Source organism: Pseudomonas eucalypticola, from assembly GCF_013374995.1.
In the GTDB taxonomy this organism is placed as follows: Bacteria; Pseudomonadota; Gammaproteobacteria; order Pseudomonadales; family Pseudomonadaceae; genus Aquipseudomonas; species Aquipseudomonas eucalypticola.
Window position 1 is genome coordinate 3,630,346 of the sequence record NZ_CP056030.1, and the last position, 16,744, is coordinate 3,647,089.

At 65.6% G+C, this 16,744-nt stretch carries 16 protein-coding genes; 13 read left to right on the top strand and 3 right to left on the bottom strand.

Annotation, left to right across the window (positions count from 1 at the left end; genetic code table 11):
- Positions 1 to 3 precede the first annotated feature (3 nt).
- The gene (locus HWQ56_RS16115; protein ID WP_176571137.1) at positions 4 to 600 is read left to right on the top strand and encodes a 2-hydroxychromene-2-carboxylate isomerase; all 597 of its coding nucleotides are present in this window, start codon (positions 4 to 6) and stop codon (positions 598 to 600) included.
- Positions 601 to 638: 38 nt separating this feature from the next.
- On the opposite strand, the gene HWQ56_RS16120 is transcribed toward HWQ56_RS16115, so the two are convergent.
- Together HWQ56_RS16120 and HWQ56_RS16125 are read right to left on the bottom strand one after the other, a co-directional pair.
- Positions 639 to 2,447, bottom strand: a complete 1,809-nt coding sequence (locus tag HWQ56_RS16120; RefSeq protein ID WP_176571138.1) for an aminopeptidase P family protein — start codon at positions 2,445 to 2,447, stop codon at positions 639 to 641.
- 112 nt (positions 2,448 to 2,559) lie between these two features.
- On the bottom strand, positions 2,560 to 3,504 hold the full coding sequence (locus HWQ56_RS16125) for a LysR family transcriptional regulator (RefSeq protein ID WP_176572416.1): 945 nt from the start codon (positions 3,502 to 3,504) through the stop codon (positions 2,560 to 2,562).
- A 131-nt stretch (positions 3,505 to 3,635) separates the two neighbouring features.
- Between HWQ56_RS16125 and HWQ56_RS16130 the strand changes: the two genes are divergently transcribed.
- From HWQ56_RS16130 to HWQ56_RS16170, 9 genes are all read left to right on the top strand, one after another.
- Positions 3,636 to 4,934, top strand: coding sequence for an MFS transporter (locus HWQ56_RS16130; protein ID WP_176571139.1), 1,299 nt, complete (start codon positions 3,636 to 3,638; stop codon positions 4,932 to 4,934).
- Between the two features lie 25 nt (positions 4,935 to 4,959).
- On the top strand, positions 4,960 to 6,156 hold the full coding sequence (gene rhmD, locus HWQ56_RS16135) for an L-rhamnonate dehydratase (RefSeq protein WP_176571140.1): 1,197 nt from the start codon (positions 4,960 to 4,962) through the stop codon (positions 6,154 to 6,156).
- Entirely contained in the window at positions 6,153 to 6,953 is an 801-nt protein-coding gene (locus tag HWQ56_RS16140; protein WP_176571141.1) for an HpcH/HpaI aldolase family protein, read from the top strand. Before rhmD ends, HWQ56_RS16140 begins: the two co-directional genes overlap by 4 nt.
- Before the next feature lie 16 nt (positions 6,954 to 6,969).
- Positions 6,970 to 8,403 carry an aldehyde dehydrogenase gene (gene aldA / locus HWQ56_RS16145; RefSeq protein ID WP_176571142.1) on the top strand — a complete coding sequence of 478 codons (1,434 nt, stop codon included), beginning with the start codon at positions 6,970 to 6,972 and terminating at the stop codon, positions 8,401 to 8,403.
- 31 nt (positions 8,404 to 8,434) lie between these two features.
- Positions 8,435 to 9,286: an amidohydrolase family protein gene (locus tag HWQ56_RS16150; RefSeq protein WP_245217766.1), complete on the top strand. Its 852-nt coding sequence runs from the start codon at positions 8,435 to 8,437 to the stop codon at positions 9,284 to 9,286.
- Between the two features lie 65 nt (positions 9,287 to 9,351).
- Positions 9,352 to 10,410 carry an L-rhamnose/proton symporter RhaT gene (rhaT, locus tag HWQ56_RS16155; RefSeq protein ID WP_176571144.1) on the top strand — a complete coding sequence of 353 codons (1,059 nt, stop codon included), beginning with the start codon at positions 9,352 to 9,354 and terminating at the stop codon, positions 10,408 to 10,410.
- Between the two features lie 11 nt (positions 10,411 to 10,421).
- Positions 10,422 to 11,192, top strand: coding sequence for an L-rhamnose 1-dehydrogenase Lra1 (gene lra1 / locus HWQ56_RS16160; protein ID WP_176571145.1), 771 nt, complete (start codon positions 10,422 to 10,424; stop codon positions 11,190 to 11,192).
- A 117-nt stretch (positions 11,193 to 11,309) separates the two neighbouring features.
- Positions 11,310 to 12,422, top strand: a complete 1,113-nt coding sequence (locus tag HWQ56_RS16165) for a DUF3182 family protein (RefSeq protein ID WP_176571146.1) — start codon at positions 11,310 to 11,312, stop codon at positions 12,420 to 12,422.
- On the top strand, positions 12,409 to 13,179 hold the full coding sequence (locus tag HWQ56_RS16170) for an alpha/beta hydrolase family protein (protein ID WP_158157643.1): 771 nt from the start codon (positions 12,409 to 12,411) through the stop codon (positions 13,177 to 13,179). The genes HWQ56_RS16165 and HWQ56_RS16170 overlap by 14 nt, the downstream gene beginning before the upstream one ends.
- 3 nt (positions 13,180 to 13,182) lie before the next feature.
- On the opposite strand, the gene HWQ56_RS16175 is transcribed toward HWQ56_RS16170, so the two are convergent.
- Positions 13,183 to 13,431 carry a hypothetical protein gene (locus HWQ56_RS16175; RefSeq protein ID WP_158157644.1) on the bottom strand — a complete coding sequence of 83 codons (249 nt, stop codon included), beginning with the start codon at positions 13,429 to 13,431 and terminating at the stop codon, positions 13,183 to 13,185.
- A 413-nt stretch (positions 13,432 to 13,844) separates the two neighbouring features.
- Between HWQ56_RS16175 and msuE the strand changes: the two genes are divergently transcribed.
- From msuE to HWQ56_RS16190, 3 genes are read left to right on the top strand one after another with little or no spacing between them, the layout of a single operon-like run.
- On the top strand, positions 13,845 to 14,408 hold the full coding sequence (gene msuE, locus HWQ56_RS16180) for an FMN reductase (RefSeq protein WP_158158638.1): 564 nt from the start codon (positions 13,845 to 13,847) through the stop codon (positions 14,406 to 14,408).
- A gap of 9 nt (positions 14,409 to 14,417) precedes the next feature.
- Complete coding sequence (gene ssuD / locus HWQ56_RS16185) at positions 14,418 to 15,566, top strand: FMNH2-dependent alkanesulfonate monooxygenase (RefSeq protein ID WP_158158639.1); 1,149 nt, start codon at positions 14,418 to 14,420, stop codon at positions 15,564 to 15,566.
- Complete coding sequence (locus HWQ56_RS16190; RefSeq protein ID WP_158158640.1) at positions 15,563 to 16,735, top strand: acyl-CoA dehydrogenase family protein; 1,173 nt, start codon at positions 15,563 to 15,565, stop codon at positions 16,733 to 16,735. Before ssuD ends, HWQ56_RS16190 begins: the two co-directional genes overlap by 4 nt.
- Positions 16,736 to 16,744 lie beyond the last annotated feature (9 nt).

Consider the following 16,744-nt stretch of genomic DNA (forward strand, 5'->3'; position numbering starts at 1 on the left):
GCCATGAGCAAGACCGTTGAGTTCTATTTCGACCTGGGCAGCCCCGCCAGTTACCTGGCCTGGACGCAGTTGCCGCTGATCTGCGCCGATACCGGCGGCCAGCTGGTGTACCGCCCCATGCTGTTGGGCGGGGTGTTCAAGGCCACGGGTAACGCTTCGCCGGCCAGCATCCCGGCCAAGGGCCGCTACATGACCCAGGACTTGCAGCGCTTTGCCGCGCGCTACCAGGTGCCATTGCGCTTCAGCGCGCACTTCCCCATCAACACGCTGCCCCTGATGCGCATGGTAACGGGCGTCCAGATGCGCGACCCGGAACGCTTCCTGACGCTGCTCGATTGCCTGTTCTCGGCGTTATGGGTCAGAGGGCTGAACCTGGGCGACCCCGCAGTGGTGCAGGAAACCGTGGAAGCCGAAGGCTTCGACGCCCAGGCCCTGCAAGCGCTGGTACTGGACGAGACGGTCAAGCAGCAACTGAAGGAAAACACTGAACAGGCCCTGCAACGCGGAGTGTTCGGCGCGCCGAGCCTGTTTGTGGATGACGTGCTGTATTTCGGCCAGGACCGCCTGGACTTTGTGCGTGAGGCGTTATCGCGGGCTTGAGTCGAACGCACAAGCCCGCGTCACGAACGCTGCAGGGATCAGACTGGCGCGGTGCGCACCTGCAGCCACTCCAGCGCGGCGCCCTGAACCAGGGGCCCCACCCGCGACAGCACTTCACGGTGATAACCATTGAGCCAACCACGCTCTTCGGCCGTCAGCTGCTCCACCAGCAGGCATCGGGTATCGATCGGGCACAACGTCAGGGTTTCGAAGCTGAGAAACTCACCGAACTCGCTGCTGCCGGCTTCACGGTTCATCGCCAGGTTCTCGATGCGCACGCCCCACTGCCCCGGCCGATAGGTACCCGGCTCGATGGAGGTGATCATGCCCGCCTGCATGGCCGTTTGCGGGCCCGGCGTGGCCTGGTAGGCGATCACTTGCGGGCCTTCGTGCACGTTCATGAAGTAACCGACGCCATGGCCAGTACCGTGGCCGTAATCAACGTTGTCGGCCCAGATCGGCGCTCGAGCGATGGCGTCCAGCAATGGAGAGAGAATACCCTTCGGAAAGCGGGCGCGGGACAGGGCGATGACACCCTTGAGCACCCGTGTGCAATCCGCCTTCTGCGCCTCGCTGGGGTTACCCACCGGCACCATGCGGGTAATGTCGGTGGTGCCGCCCAGGTACTGTCCCCCGGAGTCGATCAACAGCAGGCCATCCCCTTCGATACGCGCATGGGACTCTTCGGTCGCACGGTAATGAGGCATGGCGCCATTGGCGTTGAACGCGGCGATGGTGGCGAAACTGAGGGACACGTAGTTGGGCCGACGGGCGCGGGCCGCGGTGAGGTGCGTGTCAACGTCCACCTCGGTGACCACCTGGCCCGCCAGCGCCGGCTCCAGCCAGGCGAAGAACTCGCACAATGCCGCGCCGTCCTGCTCCATGGCCTGGCGAATGTGCACGGCGTCCGCCTCGCTCTTGCGCGACTTGGCGAAGGTGCTCGGGGCAATACCCTCGACCAGGGTGACGGCAGGGTCCAGGTGATCCAGCAGGCCGCAGGTGACTTTCAACGGGTCTACCAACAGCCGCGCAGCAGCCGGCACGTCGGCCAGCGCTGCACCCACCTGGTGATAATCGCGCAGGGTCACGCCCTCGGCACCCAGGGTGGCCGCCAGCTCGGTATCGACCTTGCCCGGGGCCACGAACAGCAGCGCCTGGTCCTGGCTGACCAGGGCAAACGACAGAAACACCGGGTTGTACGAGACGTCACTGCCACGCAGGTTGAACAGCCAGGCAATATCATCGACCGTGGCGATGAAATGCCAGTCGGCGCCGCGCTCACGCAAGGCGGCGCGCACACCGGCGAGCTTCTCGGCGCGGCTGACGGTCGCGTACGGCGGCAGGTGGGCGTAGACCGGTGCATCGGGCAATGCCGGGCGGTCATTCCACACCTCGGCCAGCAGGTCGACGTCAGTGCGCAGGCGAGCGCCGCGGCCATGCAGTTTTTCGTCCAGCGTACGCCGCGAAGCCAGGGCCATCACCGCGCCGTCCACGGCCACCGTGCCATTGTCGGGTGTGTGCTCGGCCAGCCACTCCAGTGGCCCCGGCTTGCCCGGGCCAAGCTTGACCAGCTCGATACCGCTGCCGGCCAGTTCCTTCTCGGCCTGTTCCCAGTAACGGCTGTCGGCCCACAGGCCAGCGAAGGCCTGGGTAACCACCAGGGTGCCCACCGAGCCATGGAAGCCCGACAGCCATTGCCGCCCCTGCCAGTAGCCAGGCAGGTATTCCGACAGGTGCGGGTCGGCGGAGGGGACCAGCAGCGCATCGACGCCTTCACGGGCCATGACGGCGCGCACCTGGGCCAGGCGGGCGGGCACCTCGTTGGGGGTTGAAGACTGCGTGCTCATGCTCACTCCTGCTACCACGGTATGGGTTCGTTATAGGCTTGGGATAATGCAGCAGCGTCGGCTGGCGGGCAACCGTGGCACTGTTCGTCCGTGTTTCCCACCCACCGCGGCCTTACTGCCCTTGCGCCGCCCTGGTCCGCAGCAACTCGATGAACGCCCCCAGTTCGCGGCTGACCGGCTCGCCCTTGCGCAACAGAATCCCGAACGGCGCCATGCGCTCGCCGAGTTCGATCGGCAGCGCCGTGACCAGGCCCATGCGCAAGTAATCGCGCAGGGCGGTCTCCGACAACACCATGATGGCCTCCGTGAGCTGGATCAACTGCTGCATCGAATACACCGAACTGCATTCGATGATGTCCGCCGGCGCCACCAGGCCTTCGCGCTGCAAGGCCTGCTCCAGGGCAATACGCGCCGGGCTGGTGTCAGGTTGCAGTATCCAGGGCCAGTCGTTCACCAGTTCCGCCAGTTTCAACGTCGCGCGTTGCAACAGCGGGTGCTGGCTGTGCACCACCAGCAACAGGCGCTCATTGCCCAACGGCTCGAAATCATAGTGCTGGCTGTCGATGCTGGCGTTGCGGCGGGCGATGGCCAGGTCGATGCGCCCCTGAGCCAGCAGTTGGATCACCTGGTCACTGGTGTCGCCCATGATGCGTATGCGCAATTGCGGGTGGCGGCGCTTGATTTCGGCAATGGAGTCCATGACCAGCCCGGGCGCCGCGCCCATCAGGGTGCCGATAGCCAAGTACCCGAAACCGCCCTGCTGGCGGGCCGCCAGGTCCTCGGCGCAGCGATCCAGGCCACTCAGGGCGCTTTCGGCGAAGCGGATCAGTTCGCCCCCCAGTGCGGTGGGACGCATGCCCCGGGGCAGGCGCTCGAACAGTTCGCAGCCGAACATGTCTTCGATCTCGTGCAGCATGCGTGTGGCCGCAGGCTGCGACATGGCCAGCGTCTGCGAAGCGCGGTGCAGGTTTTCGCTGCTGCCCAGGGCCACCAGCATGTGCAAGTGCTTGTAGCGCAGGCGGTTGAACAGGCTGCGGGAGACGGCGGCGGGCTGCATGGGAAAACTCCGGCGCACCGATACCCTGAGGGTATCGGACATGAGAAAAATTCGATTTGTAGCGCATAGCGCAGCCGCCGTACAGTCCTGCCACACACCACGCAGTCAAATAATTCCAAAAGGATACTGCCGTGAAGACTTTACCCGCGTCCCTGCTGGCCAAGGTGTCCTGGCGCCTGCTGCCCTTCCTGTTGCTGATGTACATCATGGCTTTCCTCGACCGCGCCAATGTCGGCTTCGCCCGCCAGGCGTTCCAGGCCGACACCGGCCTGAGCGACACCGCGTTCGCCTTTGGTGCAGGGGTGTTCTTCGCCGGCTATGCCTTGCTGGAGGTGCCTAGCAACCTCATCCTGCACAGAGTGGGCGCGCGCCTGTGGATGTGCCGCATCATGGTCAGCTGGGGGTTGATCAGTGCGGCCATGGTGCTGGCCCACTCCGAGACCAGCTTCTACCTGCTGCGCTTCCTGCTGGGCGTAGCCGAAGCCGGGTTCTTCCCAGGCGTCATCCTCTACCTCACCTACTGGTTCCCGGGCGCCGCGCGCGGCAAGGCCATGGGCTTCTTCTATTTTGGCGCGCCGCTGGCGTTCATCGTTGGCAGCCCGCTGTCGGGCCTGCTGCTGGAACTGGACGGCGTGGCCGGGGCGCACGGCTGGCAGTGGCTGTTCGTGGTCGAGGGGCTGATGGCTACCGCAGTCGGCGTGTGGGCCTATTTTTACCTGGACAACCGCCCTGCCGATGCCACCTGGTTGAGCCTTGAAGAGCGCCAACGGCTGCAAGGCGTGATTGACCAGGAAGACGCCGCCAAGCCGGGCCACGGCAGCGTGCTGAAGACCTTGTGCCAACCCGCGGTGCTGTACCTGTGCGTGATCTACCTGCTCATCCAGGCCAGCGTCTATGGCGTGGTGTTCTACCTGCCCACCCAGGTGGCCGGGCTGCTGGGCAGCAAGGTCGGCCTGCTGGTAGGGCTGGTGTCCGCCCTGCCCTGGCTGTGCGCCTTGCTGGCCGCCTGGTGGGTGCCGGCCCAGGCAGACAGGCGTGGCGACCACCGCCGCGTTGCCTGCCTGACGCTGTTGGTGGCGGCCGCCGGTATCGCCGGCTCGGTGAGTGTCACCAGCCCGGTGTGGGGCATGGTTGCCCTGTGCTTCGCGGCGGCGGGTTTCATCGCCGTGCAACCGGTGTTCTGGACCTTTCCCTCACGCACCTTGGCCGGCAGCGCCGCGGCCGGTGCCATCGCCCTGGTCAATGCCTTCGGCGCCCTGGGCGGGTTCATTGCCCCGGTGCTGAAAAACTGGGCCGAGATGCACTTCGCCTCCCCCGCCGCCGGCCTCTATGTGCTGGCGGCCACCACTGTCATCGCCGCGGCCCTGGTGCTGGGCATTGCCCTCAAACCCCGGGCCAGGCCGCAACCGCGCCCCGGCTATCAACACTGATTCGACTACCTGCAAGGAGCTGTCCATGAGCATTCCAACCATCAAACACGTGCGCGCCTTCACCCTGCGCGGCGGCGGCGCCGACTACCACGACCAGGGCGACGGCCACTGGATCGACGACCACATCGCCACGCCCATGAGCAAATACCCCCAGTACCGCCAGAGCCGCCGCAGCTTTGGCATCAACGTGCTGGGCACCCTGGTGGTGGAAATCGAGGCCAGCGACGGCACCGTCGGTTTTGCCGTGACCACGGGCGGCGAACCGGCCGCCTACATCGTTGAACACCACCTGGCACGCTTCCTGGAAGGCGCCCGGGTCACCGACCTTGAGCTGATATGGGACCAGATGTACCAGTCCACCTTGTACTACGGCCGCAAGGGCCTGGTCATCAACACCCTTTCCGGGGTCGACCTCGCCCTGTGGGACCTGCTCGGCAAGATCCGCCAGGAGCCGGTGCATCAGTTGCTGGGCGGGGCCGTGCGTGACGAACTGCAGTTCTATGCCACGGGCGCGCGGCCAGACCTGGCCCAGAAGATGGGCTTCATCGGTGGCAAGATGGCCCTGCACCACGGTCCCGCGGAAGGCGAGGAAGGCCTGCGCAAGAACCTGGAGGAACTGGCCACCATGCGTGAACGGGTGGGCAAGGACTTCTGGCTGATGCTCGACTGCTGGATGAGCCTGGACCTCAACTATGCCACCCGCCTGGCCCAGGGCGCTGCCGAGTTCGGTCTGAAATGGATCGAGGAAGCCCTGCCACCTGATGACTACTGGGGCTACGCAGCTTTGCGCAAGGCCGTGCCCAGCGGCATGCTGGTGACCACCGGTGAACACGAAGCCACCCGCTGGGGCTTTCGCATGCTGCTGGAAATGGGCTGCTGCGACATCATCCAGCCAGACGTGGGCTGGTGCGGCGGCCTCACGGAGCTGGTAAAAATCAGCGCCCTGGCCGATGCCCACAACACCCTGGTGGTGCCCCATGGTTCCTCGGTGTACAGCTACCACTTCGTCGCTACCCGCCACAACAGCCCCTTCGCCGAGTTTCTGATGATGGCGCCCAAGGCCGATGAAGTGGTGCCGATGTTCCACCCACAGTTGTTGGGCGAACCGGTGCCTGAGAACGGCCGCATGCGCATTTCGCGCCTGGACCAGCCCGGCTTTGGCGTGACCCTCAACCCGGAATGCCCACTGCACCGCCCCTATGACCGAGGAGCCCGCCCATGAAACTACCCATCAACCCGTTCAAGGCGCAGCTGGCCAAGCGTGAACCCCAGTACGGCATCTGGGCCGGCTTCGCCACCGGCAACGCCGCCGAACTGGTGGCCACGTTCGGTTATGACTGGATGCTGATCGACGGCGAGCACGCGCCCAACACCGTACCCAGTATCCAGGCGCAGTTGCAGGCCGTCGCCCCTTATGGCTGCGCGCCCGTGGTACGCCCCGTGACCGGCGACGCCAACCTGATCAAGCAGTTGCTGGACATCGGCGCCCAGACCCTGATGGTGCCCATGGTCGACACCGCCGAGCAGGCCCAGGCCCTGGTGCGCGCCATGCGCTACCCACCCCACGGCATCCGTGGCGTGGGCGGCGGCCTGACCCGCGCGACACGCTGGGACGGGGTGCCCGATTACCTGCACACCGCCCATGAGCAGGTGTGCCTGATCGTGCAGGTGGAATCGCGCCTGGGCGTGGACAACGTCGAAGCCATCGCCGCAGTGGAAGGGGTGGATGCGATATTCATCGGCCCGGCGGACTTGTCCACGGGGCTGGGGCACGCGGGCAACCCGTCACACCCCGAAGTACAGGAAAAAATCCGCCATGCCATCGACGCCACCCTGGCCGCCGGCAAGGTCTGCGGCATCCTGGCACCGCGCGAAGAGGACGCGCGCCGCTACCTGAGCTGGGGTTGCCAGTTCGTCGCCGTGGGTATCGATATCAGCCTGCTGCGCCAGGCGGCGCTGGACAACCTGGCGCGCTACCGCGACACCCCCGATACCCCCGCGCCGTCACGCACGTACTGAATTCAGGGAGCCTGCCATGTCATCCGTACCGGTTTACCAGAACTACATCAACGGCCACTTCACCGCCAGCGCCGAGCACCTGGAGGTGTTCAACCCGGCCACCGGTGCCCTGCTGTCGCGGGTACCGGCGGCCAGCCCCGACGAGGTCGACCGCGCCCTGGCGGCCGCGCGCCAGGCGCAGCGGGACTGGGCGCGCAAGCCGGCCATCGAACGCGCGGGACACCTGCGCCGCATCGCCGCGAAACTGCGCGAGCACGCCCCCGCCCTGGCCCGCACCATCACCCTTGAGCAAGGCAAGATCGGCGCCCTGGCCGAGGTAGAGGTGAACTTCACCGCCGATTACCTTGACTACATGGCCGAGTGGGCCCGACGCATCGAAGGCGAAATCATCAGCAGCGACCGCCCCGGCGAAAACATCTTCCTGTTGCGCAAGCCGCTGGGCGTGGTGGGCGGTATCCTGCCGTGGAATTTCCCGTTTTTCCTCATCGCCCGCAAGATGGCCCCGGCACTGCTCACCGGCAACACCATCGTCATCAAGCCCAGCGAGGAAACCCCGAACAACTGCTTCGAATTCGCCCAGCTGGTGGCCGAGACGGACCTGCCCGCCGGGGTGTTCAATGTGGTCTGCGGTGACGGCCGCGTGGGCGCCGCCCTGAGTGCCCATGCCAAGGTCGACATGATCAGCTTCACCGGCAGCGTCGACACGGGCGCACGCATCATGGCCGCGGCCGCGCCGAACCTGACCAAGCTCAACCTGGAACTGGGCGGCAAGGCCCCGGCCATCGTGCTGGCCGACGCCGACCTTGAACTGGCAGTGAAAGCCATTCGCGACTCGCGCATCATCAATACCGGCCAGGTGTGCAACTGCGCCGAGCGGGTGTACGTGGAGCGCAAGGTGGCCGATCAATTCATCGAGCGTATTGGCGCCGCCATGGCTGCCACGCGGTACGGCGACCCGGTGGCCGACGCCAGCGTGGAAATGGGCCCGTTGATCAACCGCCAGGGGCTGGACAGCGTCGACGCCAAGGTGCGCCGAGCCCTGGCCGACGGCGCCCAGTTGATCACCGGCGGCCACCTCGCCGACCGGCCCGCAGGCTTCCACTACCAGCCCACTGTGCTGGCGGGCTGCAGCGCCGACATGGAGATCATGCGCAAGGAAATCTTCGGCCCGGTACTGCCGATCCAGGTGGTCGACGGCCTGGACGAAGCCATCGCCCTGGCCAACGACTGCGAATACGGCCTGACGTCTTCGCTGTACACCCGTGACCTGAACAAGGCCATGCAGGCCATGCGCGAAATCGACTTTGGCGAAACCTACATCAACCGCGAGAACTTCGAGGCCATGCAAGGCTTCCACGCCGGGGTGCGCAAGTCGGGCGTGGGGGGTGCCGATGGCAAACATGGGCTGTATGAATACACCCATACTCATGTGGTGTACCTCCAAGCCTGACATGGAAAAACCCTTTGAAAGGACGCTGATCTTGATCTACACCGGCCCTCTGTTCGACAGCCATCTGCACCTCTACGACCCGACCCGTGCCGAAGGCATTCCCTGGCCACAGCCGGGGGACGCCGTCTACGGCCCACGCCTGCCTGCCGATTACTGGGCGCAGGCCGAACCTTGCGGGGTCATCGGCGCCATGGTGGTGGAAGCCAGCCCGCGTCGCGAAGACAACGACTGGGTACTGTGCACCCTTGACCAGGACCCACGCCTGGTGGGCTACATCGGCAACCTCGATCCGCTCGCGGCAACCTTTGGCGCTGACCTGGAGCGCCTCGCCGCCGATGTGCGCTTTCGCGGTATTCGCTACGGCAACCTGTGGGGCCGCGACCTGCTCGCGGACCAGCAGCAAACCGGCTTCATCGACAGCCTGGCCCACGTGGCCGAGCGCGGCCTGGTGCTGGACAGCGCCAACCCCGATGCCCGCTTGATCCAGGCCCTGCTGGCACTCAGCGATCGCCTTCCCCACTTGCGCATCGTCGTCGACCACCTGCCCAACGCCCCAGACCTGGCCTTCACCGCCGAGTTGCAGGAACTGGCCAGCCGCCCGCAGGTGATGGCCAAGCTTGCGGAAATTCCGCAGGTAGGCGACCACGGCTTGATCCGCGACGCGGCTTTCTACCTCGATGTACTGGGCCGTCTGTTGGAACTGTTCGGCGAAGACCGCTGCTTCTTCGGCAGCGACTGGCCCAACAGTGACCACCTCGCCAACTTCACCACCACCCTGGACCTGGTCAAGGCATGCATGGCGACACAACCCGCACATACCCAGGAAAAATTCTTCCTGCATAACGCCCCACGCATCTACGGGCTGCCGGGGGCCTTTCGATGAAGACCCGCGCGGCCTGACGGCCACTGCTGCACCCATTGCGACAATAACAACAAGGGAATCATGCTTTGGACATCATCATCCTCGGGGTGCTGCTGCACTTCATCGGTGGCTTCGCCTCCGGCAGTTTCTACATCCCCTACAAGAAAGTCCGCGGCTGGGCCTGGGAAAGCTACTGGATCACCGGCGGCCTGGTGTCCTGGCTGATCGTGCCCCTGATCGCCGCGCAACTGACCGTGCCCGGCTGGGCCGACATCCTGCGCCAGGCCGCCCCGTCCACACTGGCCTGGACGTACCTGTTCGGCGTGCTGTGGGGCATCGGCGGCCTGACATTCGGCCTGACCATGCGCTACCTGGGGCTGTCCCTGGGCATGTCGCTGATCATGGGCCTGACCTCGGCCCTGGGCGCGCTGATGCCGCCGCTGTACCGCGACCTGTTCACCGATGACAGCACCGGCACCCTCAGCGCCATGTGCACCAACCTGGGCGGGCAGTGCGTGCTGATCGGCGTGGCGGTCTCGCTGGTCGGCATCGCGTTGTGCGGACGTGCCGGGTTCATCAAGGAGCGCGAAGTGCCCGACAGCACCAAATTCCAGAGCGTCAGCGAATTCGCCCTGGGCAAGGGCCTGCTGGTAGCGGTGATCAGCGGCGTGCTCAGCGCCAGCTTCAGCTATGGCATCACCGCCGGCCGGCCGCTGGCAGCGGCGGCCGTGGAGCACGGTGCCAACAGCCTGTTCCAGAACAACGTGACCTTCATGGTGATCATGTGGGGCGGCCTGACCACCAACGGCCTGTGGTGCCTGTGGTTGAACTGGCGCAACAAGACCTTCCACAACTACCGTGACCGCAGCACCCCGCTGCTGGCCAACTACCTGCTGGTGGCGTGCGCGGGCACCCTGTGGTTCCTGCAGTTCTTTTTCTACGGCATGGGCGAAAGCCGCCTGCACAACGACGCCAGCAGTTGGGTGCTGCACATGTCATTCATCATTATCGTGTCCAACGCCTGGGGCCTGTACTTCAAGGAGTGGCAAGGCACCAGCAAGGCGACCAAGGGCCTGTTGCTGGCAGGGATCCTGGTGATCCTGGCGGCCATTACCCTGGTGGGCTACGGCAATTACCTAAGCTGAGGAGAAATGAAATGCTGCTCAAAGACAAGACAGTCATCATCACGGGTGCTTCCCGCGGCATCGGCCGCGCCGTGGCCCGCGAATGTGCCCGCCAAGGGGGCCGCGTAGTCATCGGCCATAGCGGCAGTGCCCAGGGCAACCAGGCCGCCGCCGCGTTGATCGAGGACATCCGCGGGTTCGGTGGCCACGCCATCGACGTGCCTGGCGATGCCGCCGACCCCGACACCGGTGGCAAACTGGTGGCCGGCGCGCTGGAAGCGTTCGGCAGTGTCGACGTGTTCGTCAACAATGCCGGCATCTGCCCGTTCCATTCGTTCCTGGACATGCCCCGCGAGACGTACCTGAAGACCGTCAACACCAACCTCAACGGCGCCTATTTCGCCGTACAGGCCGCTGCCAACCAGATGAAAGACCAGGGCCGTGGCGGCGCGATCATCGCCATCAGTTCCATCAGCGCGCTGGTGGGTGGCGGGATGCAAACCCATTACACGCCCACCAAGGCGGGCCTGCATTCTCTGATGCAATCCTGCGCCATCGCGCTGGGGCCGTACGGTATCCGCTGCAACTCGGTGCTGCCGGGCACCATCGCCACCGACATCAACAAGGACGACCTGGCCGACCCGGAAAAACTGGCCTACATGACCCAGCGCACGCCGCTGGGGCGGCTGGGCGAACCGGATGACATCGCCGGCCCGGTGGTGTTCCTGGCCTCGGACATGGCGCGGTACGTGACGGGCGCCTCGTTGCTGGTCGATGGTGGCCTGTACGTCAACCTGCAGTAGACCTGCCGCGGCCTGGCCCGACACTCGATCGGCGCACGGCATAAAAATCCCGAATCTTCTGCACGAAAGGGGGTCGATTTCATAAGGCTGTTCAACCCCGCGCCACGGGAGGCGCCCATGCCACACTCGCCCAGCAAGTCCGGTGTTGTCCTGTTGCCTGGTACCACGCCTACCCCCGAGCATGAGCGGGTGGTCCAGCAAGCCCTGGCGGTGCGCATTGCCGCCTTGCTGGGCACGCGCTTCGTCCAGGACGACGAACGCCACGCCACGGCGGGACAGGCGCTCTATTACCTGCCCGCGACTACCCTGATCGACCCCGCCGCTTGCGGCCAGCGCTATGGCATCCAGTCCATCGACGATTTTTTCGGTGGGTTGGTGAGCCAGCCATTCATGGCCACCAAAGCCATCTCGCACCCTCGCGTCCCGGGCGGAAGTTGTCCCGCGGGCTGGTCCGACGCCTTTGCTGAACAGGCGGGTGACGCATTGCTCGATGGCTACACCGTGTTCAGCCTGGCCGATGCCCGCCAAGCCGCGGCCTTGCTGCTGAAGGACGCGCCCTTGCGGCTCAAGCCCGTGCGCGCCACCGCCGGGCGCGGCCAGACCATCATCCGCGACAGCCAGGAGCTGGAGTTGGTGCTCGCGCATCTGGACGAGGACGAGATCAAGGTGTGGGGCTTGGTGCTGGAACAGAACCTGACCGAGGTGCGCACCTACAGCGTCGGCCAGGTACAGATCGCGGGCCTGGTGGCCTCCTACCACGGCACCCAGCAATTGACCGAGGACCACCGAGGGGAACTGGTATACGGCGGTTCGCAACTGGTGGTGGTGCGCGGTGGCTACGACCGGCTGCTGGCCCTTGAGCTGGACGATGACACCCGCCTTGCCGTGACCCAGGCTCGCCGCTATGAGCAGGCAGCCTGGGCCGCCCTTCCCGGCTTCATCGCCTCGCGGCGCAACTACGACGTGGCCCGCGGCCTTGATCATCAGGGCCAGGTGCGTAGCGGCGTGCTGGAGCAGTCCTGGCGCGTCGGTGGCGCCAGCAGCGCCGAAGTACTCGCCCTGCAGGCCTTCGCCGCCGACCCGGCGCTGGATTGCGTGCAAGCCTCGACCCACGAAGTTTTCGATAACAGCCCCATTCCCGCTGACGCCACCCTGTTTTACCAGGGCGACGACAGTGAACTGGGGCGCCTGAGCAAATATGCAAGGATCTGCGACTATGAGCATCCGTAGCGAGGCCATCGACATCCTGGTAGGCGGCGAAACCATCGCCGGAACATTGCTAACCCCCGGTAGCCGAGTGCCCGGCATTCTTTTCGTCCACGGCTGGGGAGGCAGCCAGCAGCGCGACCTGGCGCGGGCCAAGAACATCACGGGGCTGGGGTGCGTGTGCATGACCTTCGACCTGCGCGGCCATGAAAAAACCGAAAGCCAGCGCCAGAGCGTCACCCGTGAGCAGAACCTCGACGACCTGCTCGCCGCCTATGACCTGCTGGCCCGGCACCCTGCGGTAGACCCTGCAGCCATCACCGTGATCGGCAGCAGCTACGGCGGTTACCTGGCCGCCATTCTCACCCGCCTGCGCCCGGTACGTTGGCTGGCCCTGCGGGTGCCGGCGCTGTACTGGGACAATGAATGGAACGTGCCGAAATTCGCCCTGGACCGGGCGGGCTTGCAACAGTACCGTCGCGAGCACCTGGGGCCCGCGGACAACCGCGCCCTGGCGGCGTGTGCGGAATTCGAAGGGGATGTGCTACTGGTGGAGTCGGAACAGGACGACTATGTGCCCCATACCACCTTGATGAGTTACCGCTCGGCGTTCGTCAACGCCCATTCCATGACTCACCGCATCGTCGACGGTGCCGACCATGCGCTGTCCACCGATGCCAATCAGAAAGCCTACAGTGCGATCCTGACCCAGTGGGTCAGCGAGATGGTGATTCGCGAACGGCTGGACAACTACCCGCACCATTCACCACGCTATTCCTGACCTTCAGGCGCCCTCGCCGGGTGCCTTGATACCGCTGGCCTGCTGGCCGACGACTTCGCGAACCTGGGCGCGCTCGATACGGGCGTGTTCGCGCTGGTATTCGTCAAACGACAGACCGCGGCGGCTGAGGGCTTCGAGGGCCAGTTCATGCTGTTCTTCAGCACTGTAGGGGCGGTCTTCGGGGTGGCTGGTGGCACAGCCGGCGAGTGTTGCGGTGGCGATCAACAGCGCCAGGGCGATTGCTTTGTTCATCAGGGGCCTCCTGCACCGTGGGTGCTCTGGGGAGTGATTCGATGAATAAAGGTTAAGGGGTGGAGGGGGCATGCAATAAATCATCCCTCTTGATAGTGGGTATCGGTAGGACGGATCACACAAGGTGTATCGCTGACCCTTCAGACGCAGCATTTCATAAATGATCTAATGGCATGTATTTTTGTTCTTTTACGACATAAGCCCGATTCTCTATAACAGACACAGCCGCGCCGCCCACTGTTGCCCAGGACACTGTTGCTACAGCAACAGCCATTCCACAGACCCTGGCCACAGCGACAGCTGCCGCCCTCAATCATCAGGCTGAAAGCTCGGTACGGCGGGGCTTCCAGGGATTGGTACGGTGCTTGCTCAGGACCCTCCACTGTCCATCGAGCCACTGTTGAGGATTTGCCATGTCTCGCCCGCTGAACGTTGTCGCTGTCTCCGGGGGCACTTACCGCCCTTCCCGCACCCTGGTGCTGACCCAGGCTATCCTGGCGGAGCTGGGCGCGTTGCTGCCCATCACCCCCCAGGTCATCGAACTGACCGACATTGCCCGCCCGCTGGGCGCATCGCTGTCGCGGCAGGAAGCCAGCCCCGAGGTCGAAGCCAGCCTCAAGGCCATTGAAAACGCCGACCTGCTGATCGTGGCCGCCCCGGTCTACCGCGGTTCCTACCCTGGCCTGCTCAAGCACCTGTTCGACCTGGTAGACCTCAATGCCCTGATCGACACGCCCGTGCTGCTGGCTGCCACCGGGGGCAGCGAGCGCCATGCCCTGGTGCTGGACCACCAGTTGCGCCCGCTGTTCAGCTTTTTCCAGGCCCTGACCCTGCCCATCGGCGTGTACGCCACCGAGGCGGATTTCGCCCACTACCAGATCACCAGCGAGCTGCTGCACGCGCGCATTCGCCTGGCGGCCGAGCGCGCTGCGCCGCTGTTCGGCGCCCTGGCCACCCACCTGCGCAAGATCGCCTGAGGAGTTCACATGGACGTTTTCTGGTTTCTGCCCACCCACGGTGACGGGCATTTCCTGGGCACCGCCCAGGGCGCCCGCCCGGTCACCCTCAACTACCTGAAGCAGGTGGCCCAGGCGGCCGACGACCTGGGCTACCACGGCGTGCTGATCCCTACCGGGCGCTCGTGCGAGGACTCCTGGGTGATCGCCTCGGCGCTGGTGCCATTGACCGAGCGCCTGCGCTACCTGGTCGCGATTCGCCCAGGCATCATCTCGCCCACGGTGTCGGCGCGCATGGCCGCCACCCTCGACCGGCTGTCCAATGGCCGCCTGCTGATCAACGTGGTCACCGGCGGCGATCCCGATGAAAACCGCGGCGACGGCAGCTTCCTCAGCCACGCCGAACGCTACGAAGTCACCGACGAATTCCTGCACATCTGGCGCCGCGTGTTGCAAGGGGAAGCCGTGGACTTCGAAGGCAAGCACCTGCACGTGCAGAACGCCAAGGCCCTGTACCCACCGGTACAGAAGCCCTACCCACCGCTGTATTTCGGCGGTTCCTCCGAGGCCGCCCACGCCCTGGCCGCCGAGCAGGTGGACGTGTACCTGACCTGGGGCGAACCGCCTGCCGCCGTCGCCGCCAAGCTGGCCGACATTCGCGAACGCGCCGCGCGCCATGGCCGCCAGGTGCGCTTCGGCATCCGCCTGCATGTGATCGTGCGCCCTACCAGCGAAGAGGCCTGGGAGGCGGCGAACCGACTGATCGAACACATCAGCGACGACACCATCGCCGCCGCCCAGCAGTCCTTTGCCCGCTTCGATTCCGAAGGGCAGCGGCGCATGGCCGCCCTGCACGGTGGGCGCCGCGACCAGCTGGAAATCGCTCCCAACCTGTGGGCCGGCGTCGGCCTGGTGCGCGGCGGCGCCGGCACCGCGCTGGTGGGCAACCCCACCGAGGTGGCGGCGCGCATCAAGGAATATGCGGACCTGGGCATCGAGAGTTTCATTTTCTCCGGGTACCCGCACCTGGAAGAAGCCTACCGCTTCGCCGAGCTGGTGTTCCCGCTGTTGCCGGAGCCCTACGCCAGCCTCGCGGGGCGCGGCATCACCAACCTGACCGGGCCGTTCGGCGAAATGATCGCCAATGACGTGCTGCCCAGCACCAAGGCGGCCTCATGAGCCCATCGTCTTCAGCGCTGGACATTGCCCGCGCCCTGGCCGCCGATTTCGCCGAAACCGCCGTAGAGCGTGACCAGCGCGGCGGCACGCCGAAGGCCGAGCGCGACGCCCTGCGCCGCAGCGGCCTGTTGGCCCTGAGCATCCCCAAGGCATTCGGCGGCCATGGGGGCACCTGGCAGGACACCCTGGGGGTAGTGCGCGAACTGGCGCGGGTCGACAGCTCCATCGCCCACGTGTTCGGCTTTCACCACTTGATGCTGGCCACCGTGCGCCTGTTCGCCAAGCCCGAACAATGGCAGCCGTGGTTCGAGCAGACCGCACGCCAGCAATGGTTCTGGGGCAATGCCCTCAACCCCTTGGACACCCGCACCGTGACCCGCCACTTCAACGGCTGGTGCGAATTTTCCGGCAAGAAAAGCTTCTGTTCCGGCGCCGCCGACTCGCAGATGCTGATCGCCTCGGCGGTGGATGAAAACGCGGGCGGCAAGCTGCTGATCGCCGCCATCCCCACCAACCGCAGTGGCATCACCCTGCACGATGACTGGGACAACTTCGGCCAGCGCCAGACCGACAGCGGCAGCGCCAGCTTCGAGCGGGTGCGCGTGGAGCAATCGGAATTGCTCCTCGACCCCGGCCCCTTGAGCACGCCCTTCGCCTGCCTGCGGCCACTGATCGCCCAGCTGACGTTCACTCACATGTTCCTGGGCCTGACCGAAGGCGCGCTGGAGGAAGCACGCCACTACACCCTTCATGAGACGCGCCCCTGGTTCAAGTCCGGCAGCCAGGAGGCCCGCCTGGACCCGTACGTGCTGGCCCACTATGGCGAATTCTGGGTCGCCCTGGAGTCGGTGCGCCTGCTGGTGGAACGTGCCACCCGCCTGCTCGACGAAGCCTGGGCCCGGGGCCCGGCGCTGACCGCCGAGGAGCGCGGGCAGGTGGCCGTGGCCATCGCCACCGCCAAGGTCGCTGCCAGCCGCCATGGCCTGGAGATATGCAGCCGTTTGTTCGAGGCCACGGGCGCGCGCGCCACCCACGCCTCGCTGCGCCTGGACCGCTACTGGCGCAACCTGCGCACCCAGAGCCTGCACGACCCTATCGATTACAAGCTTCATGAACTCGGCGACTGGGCGTTGAACCAGACGCTGCCGATTCCCACTTTCTACTCCTAGAGACCGCCC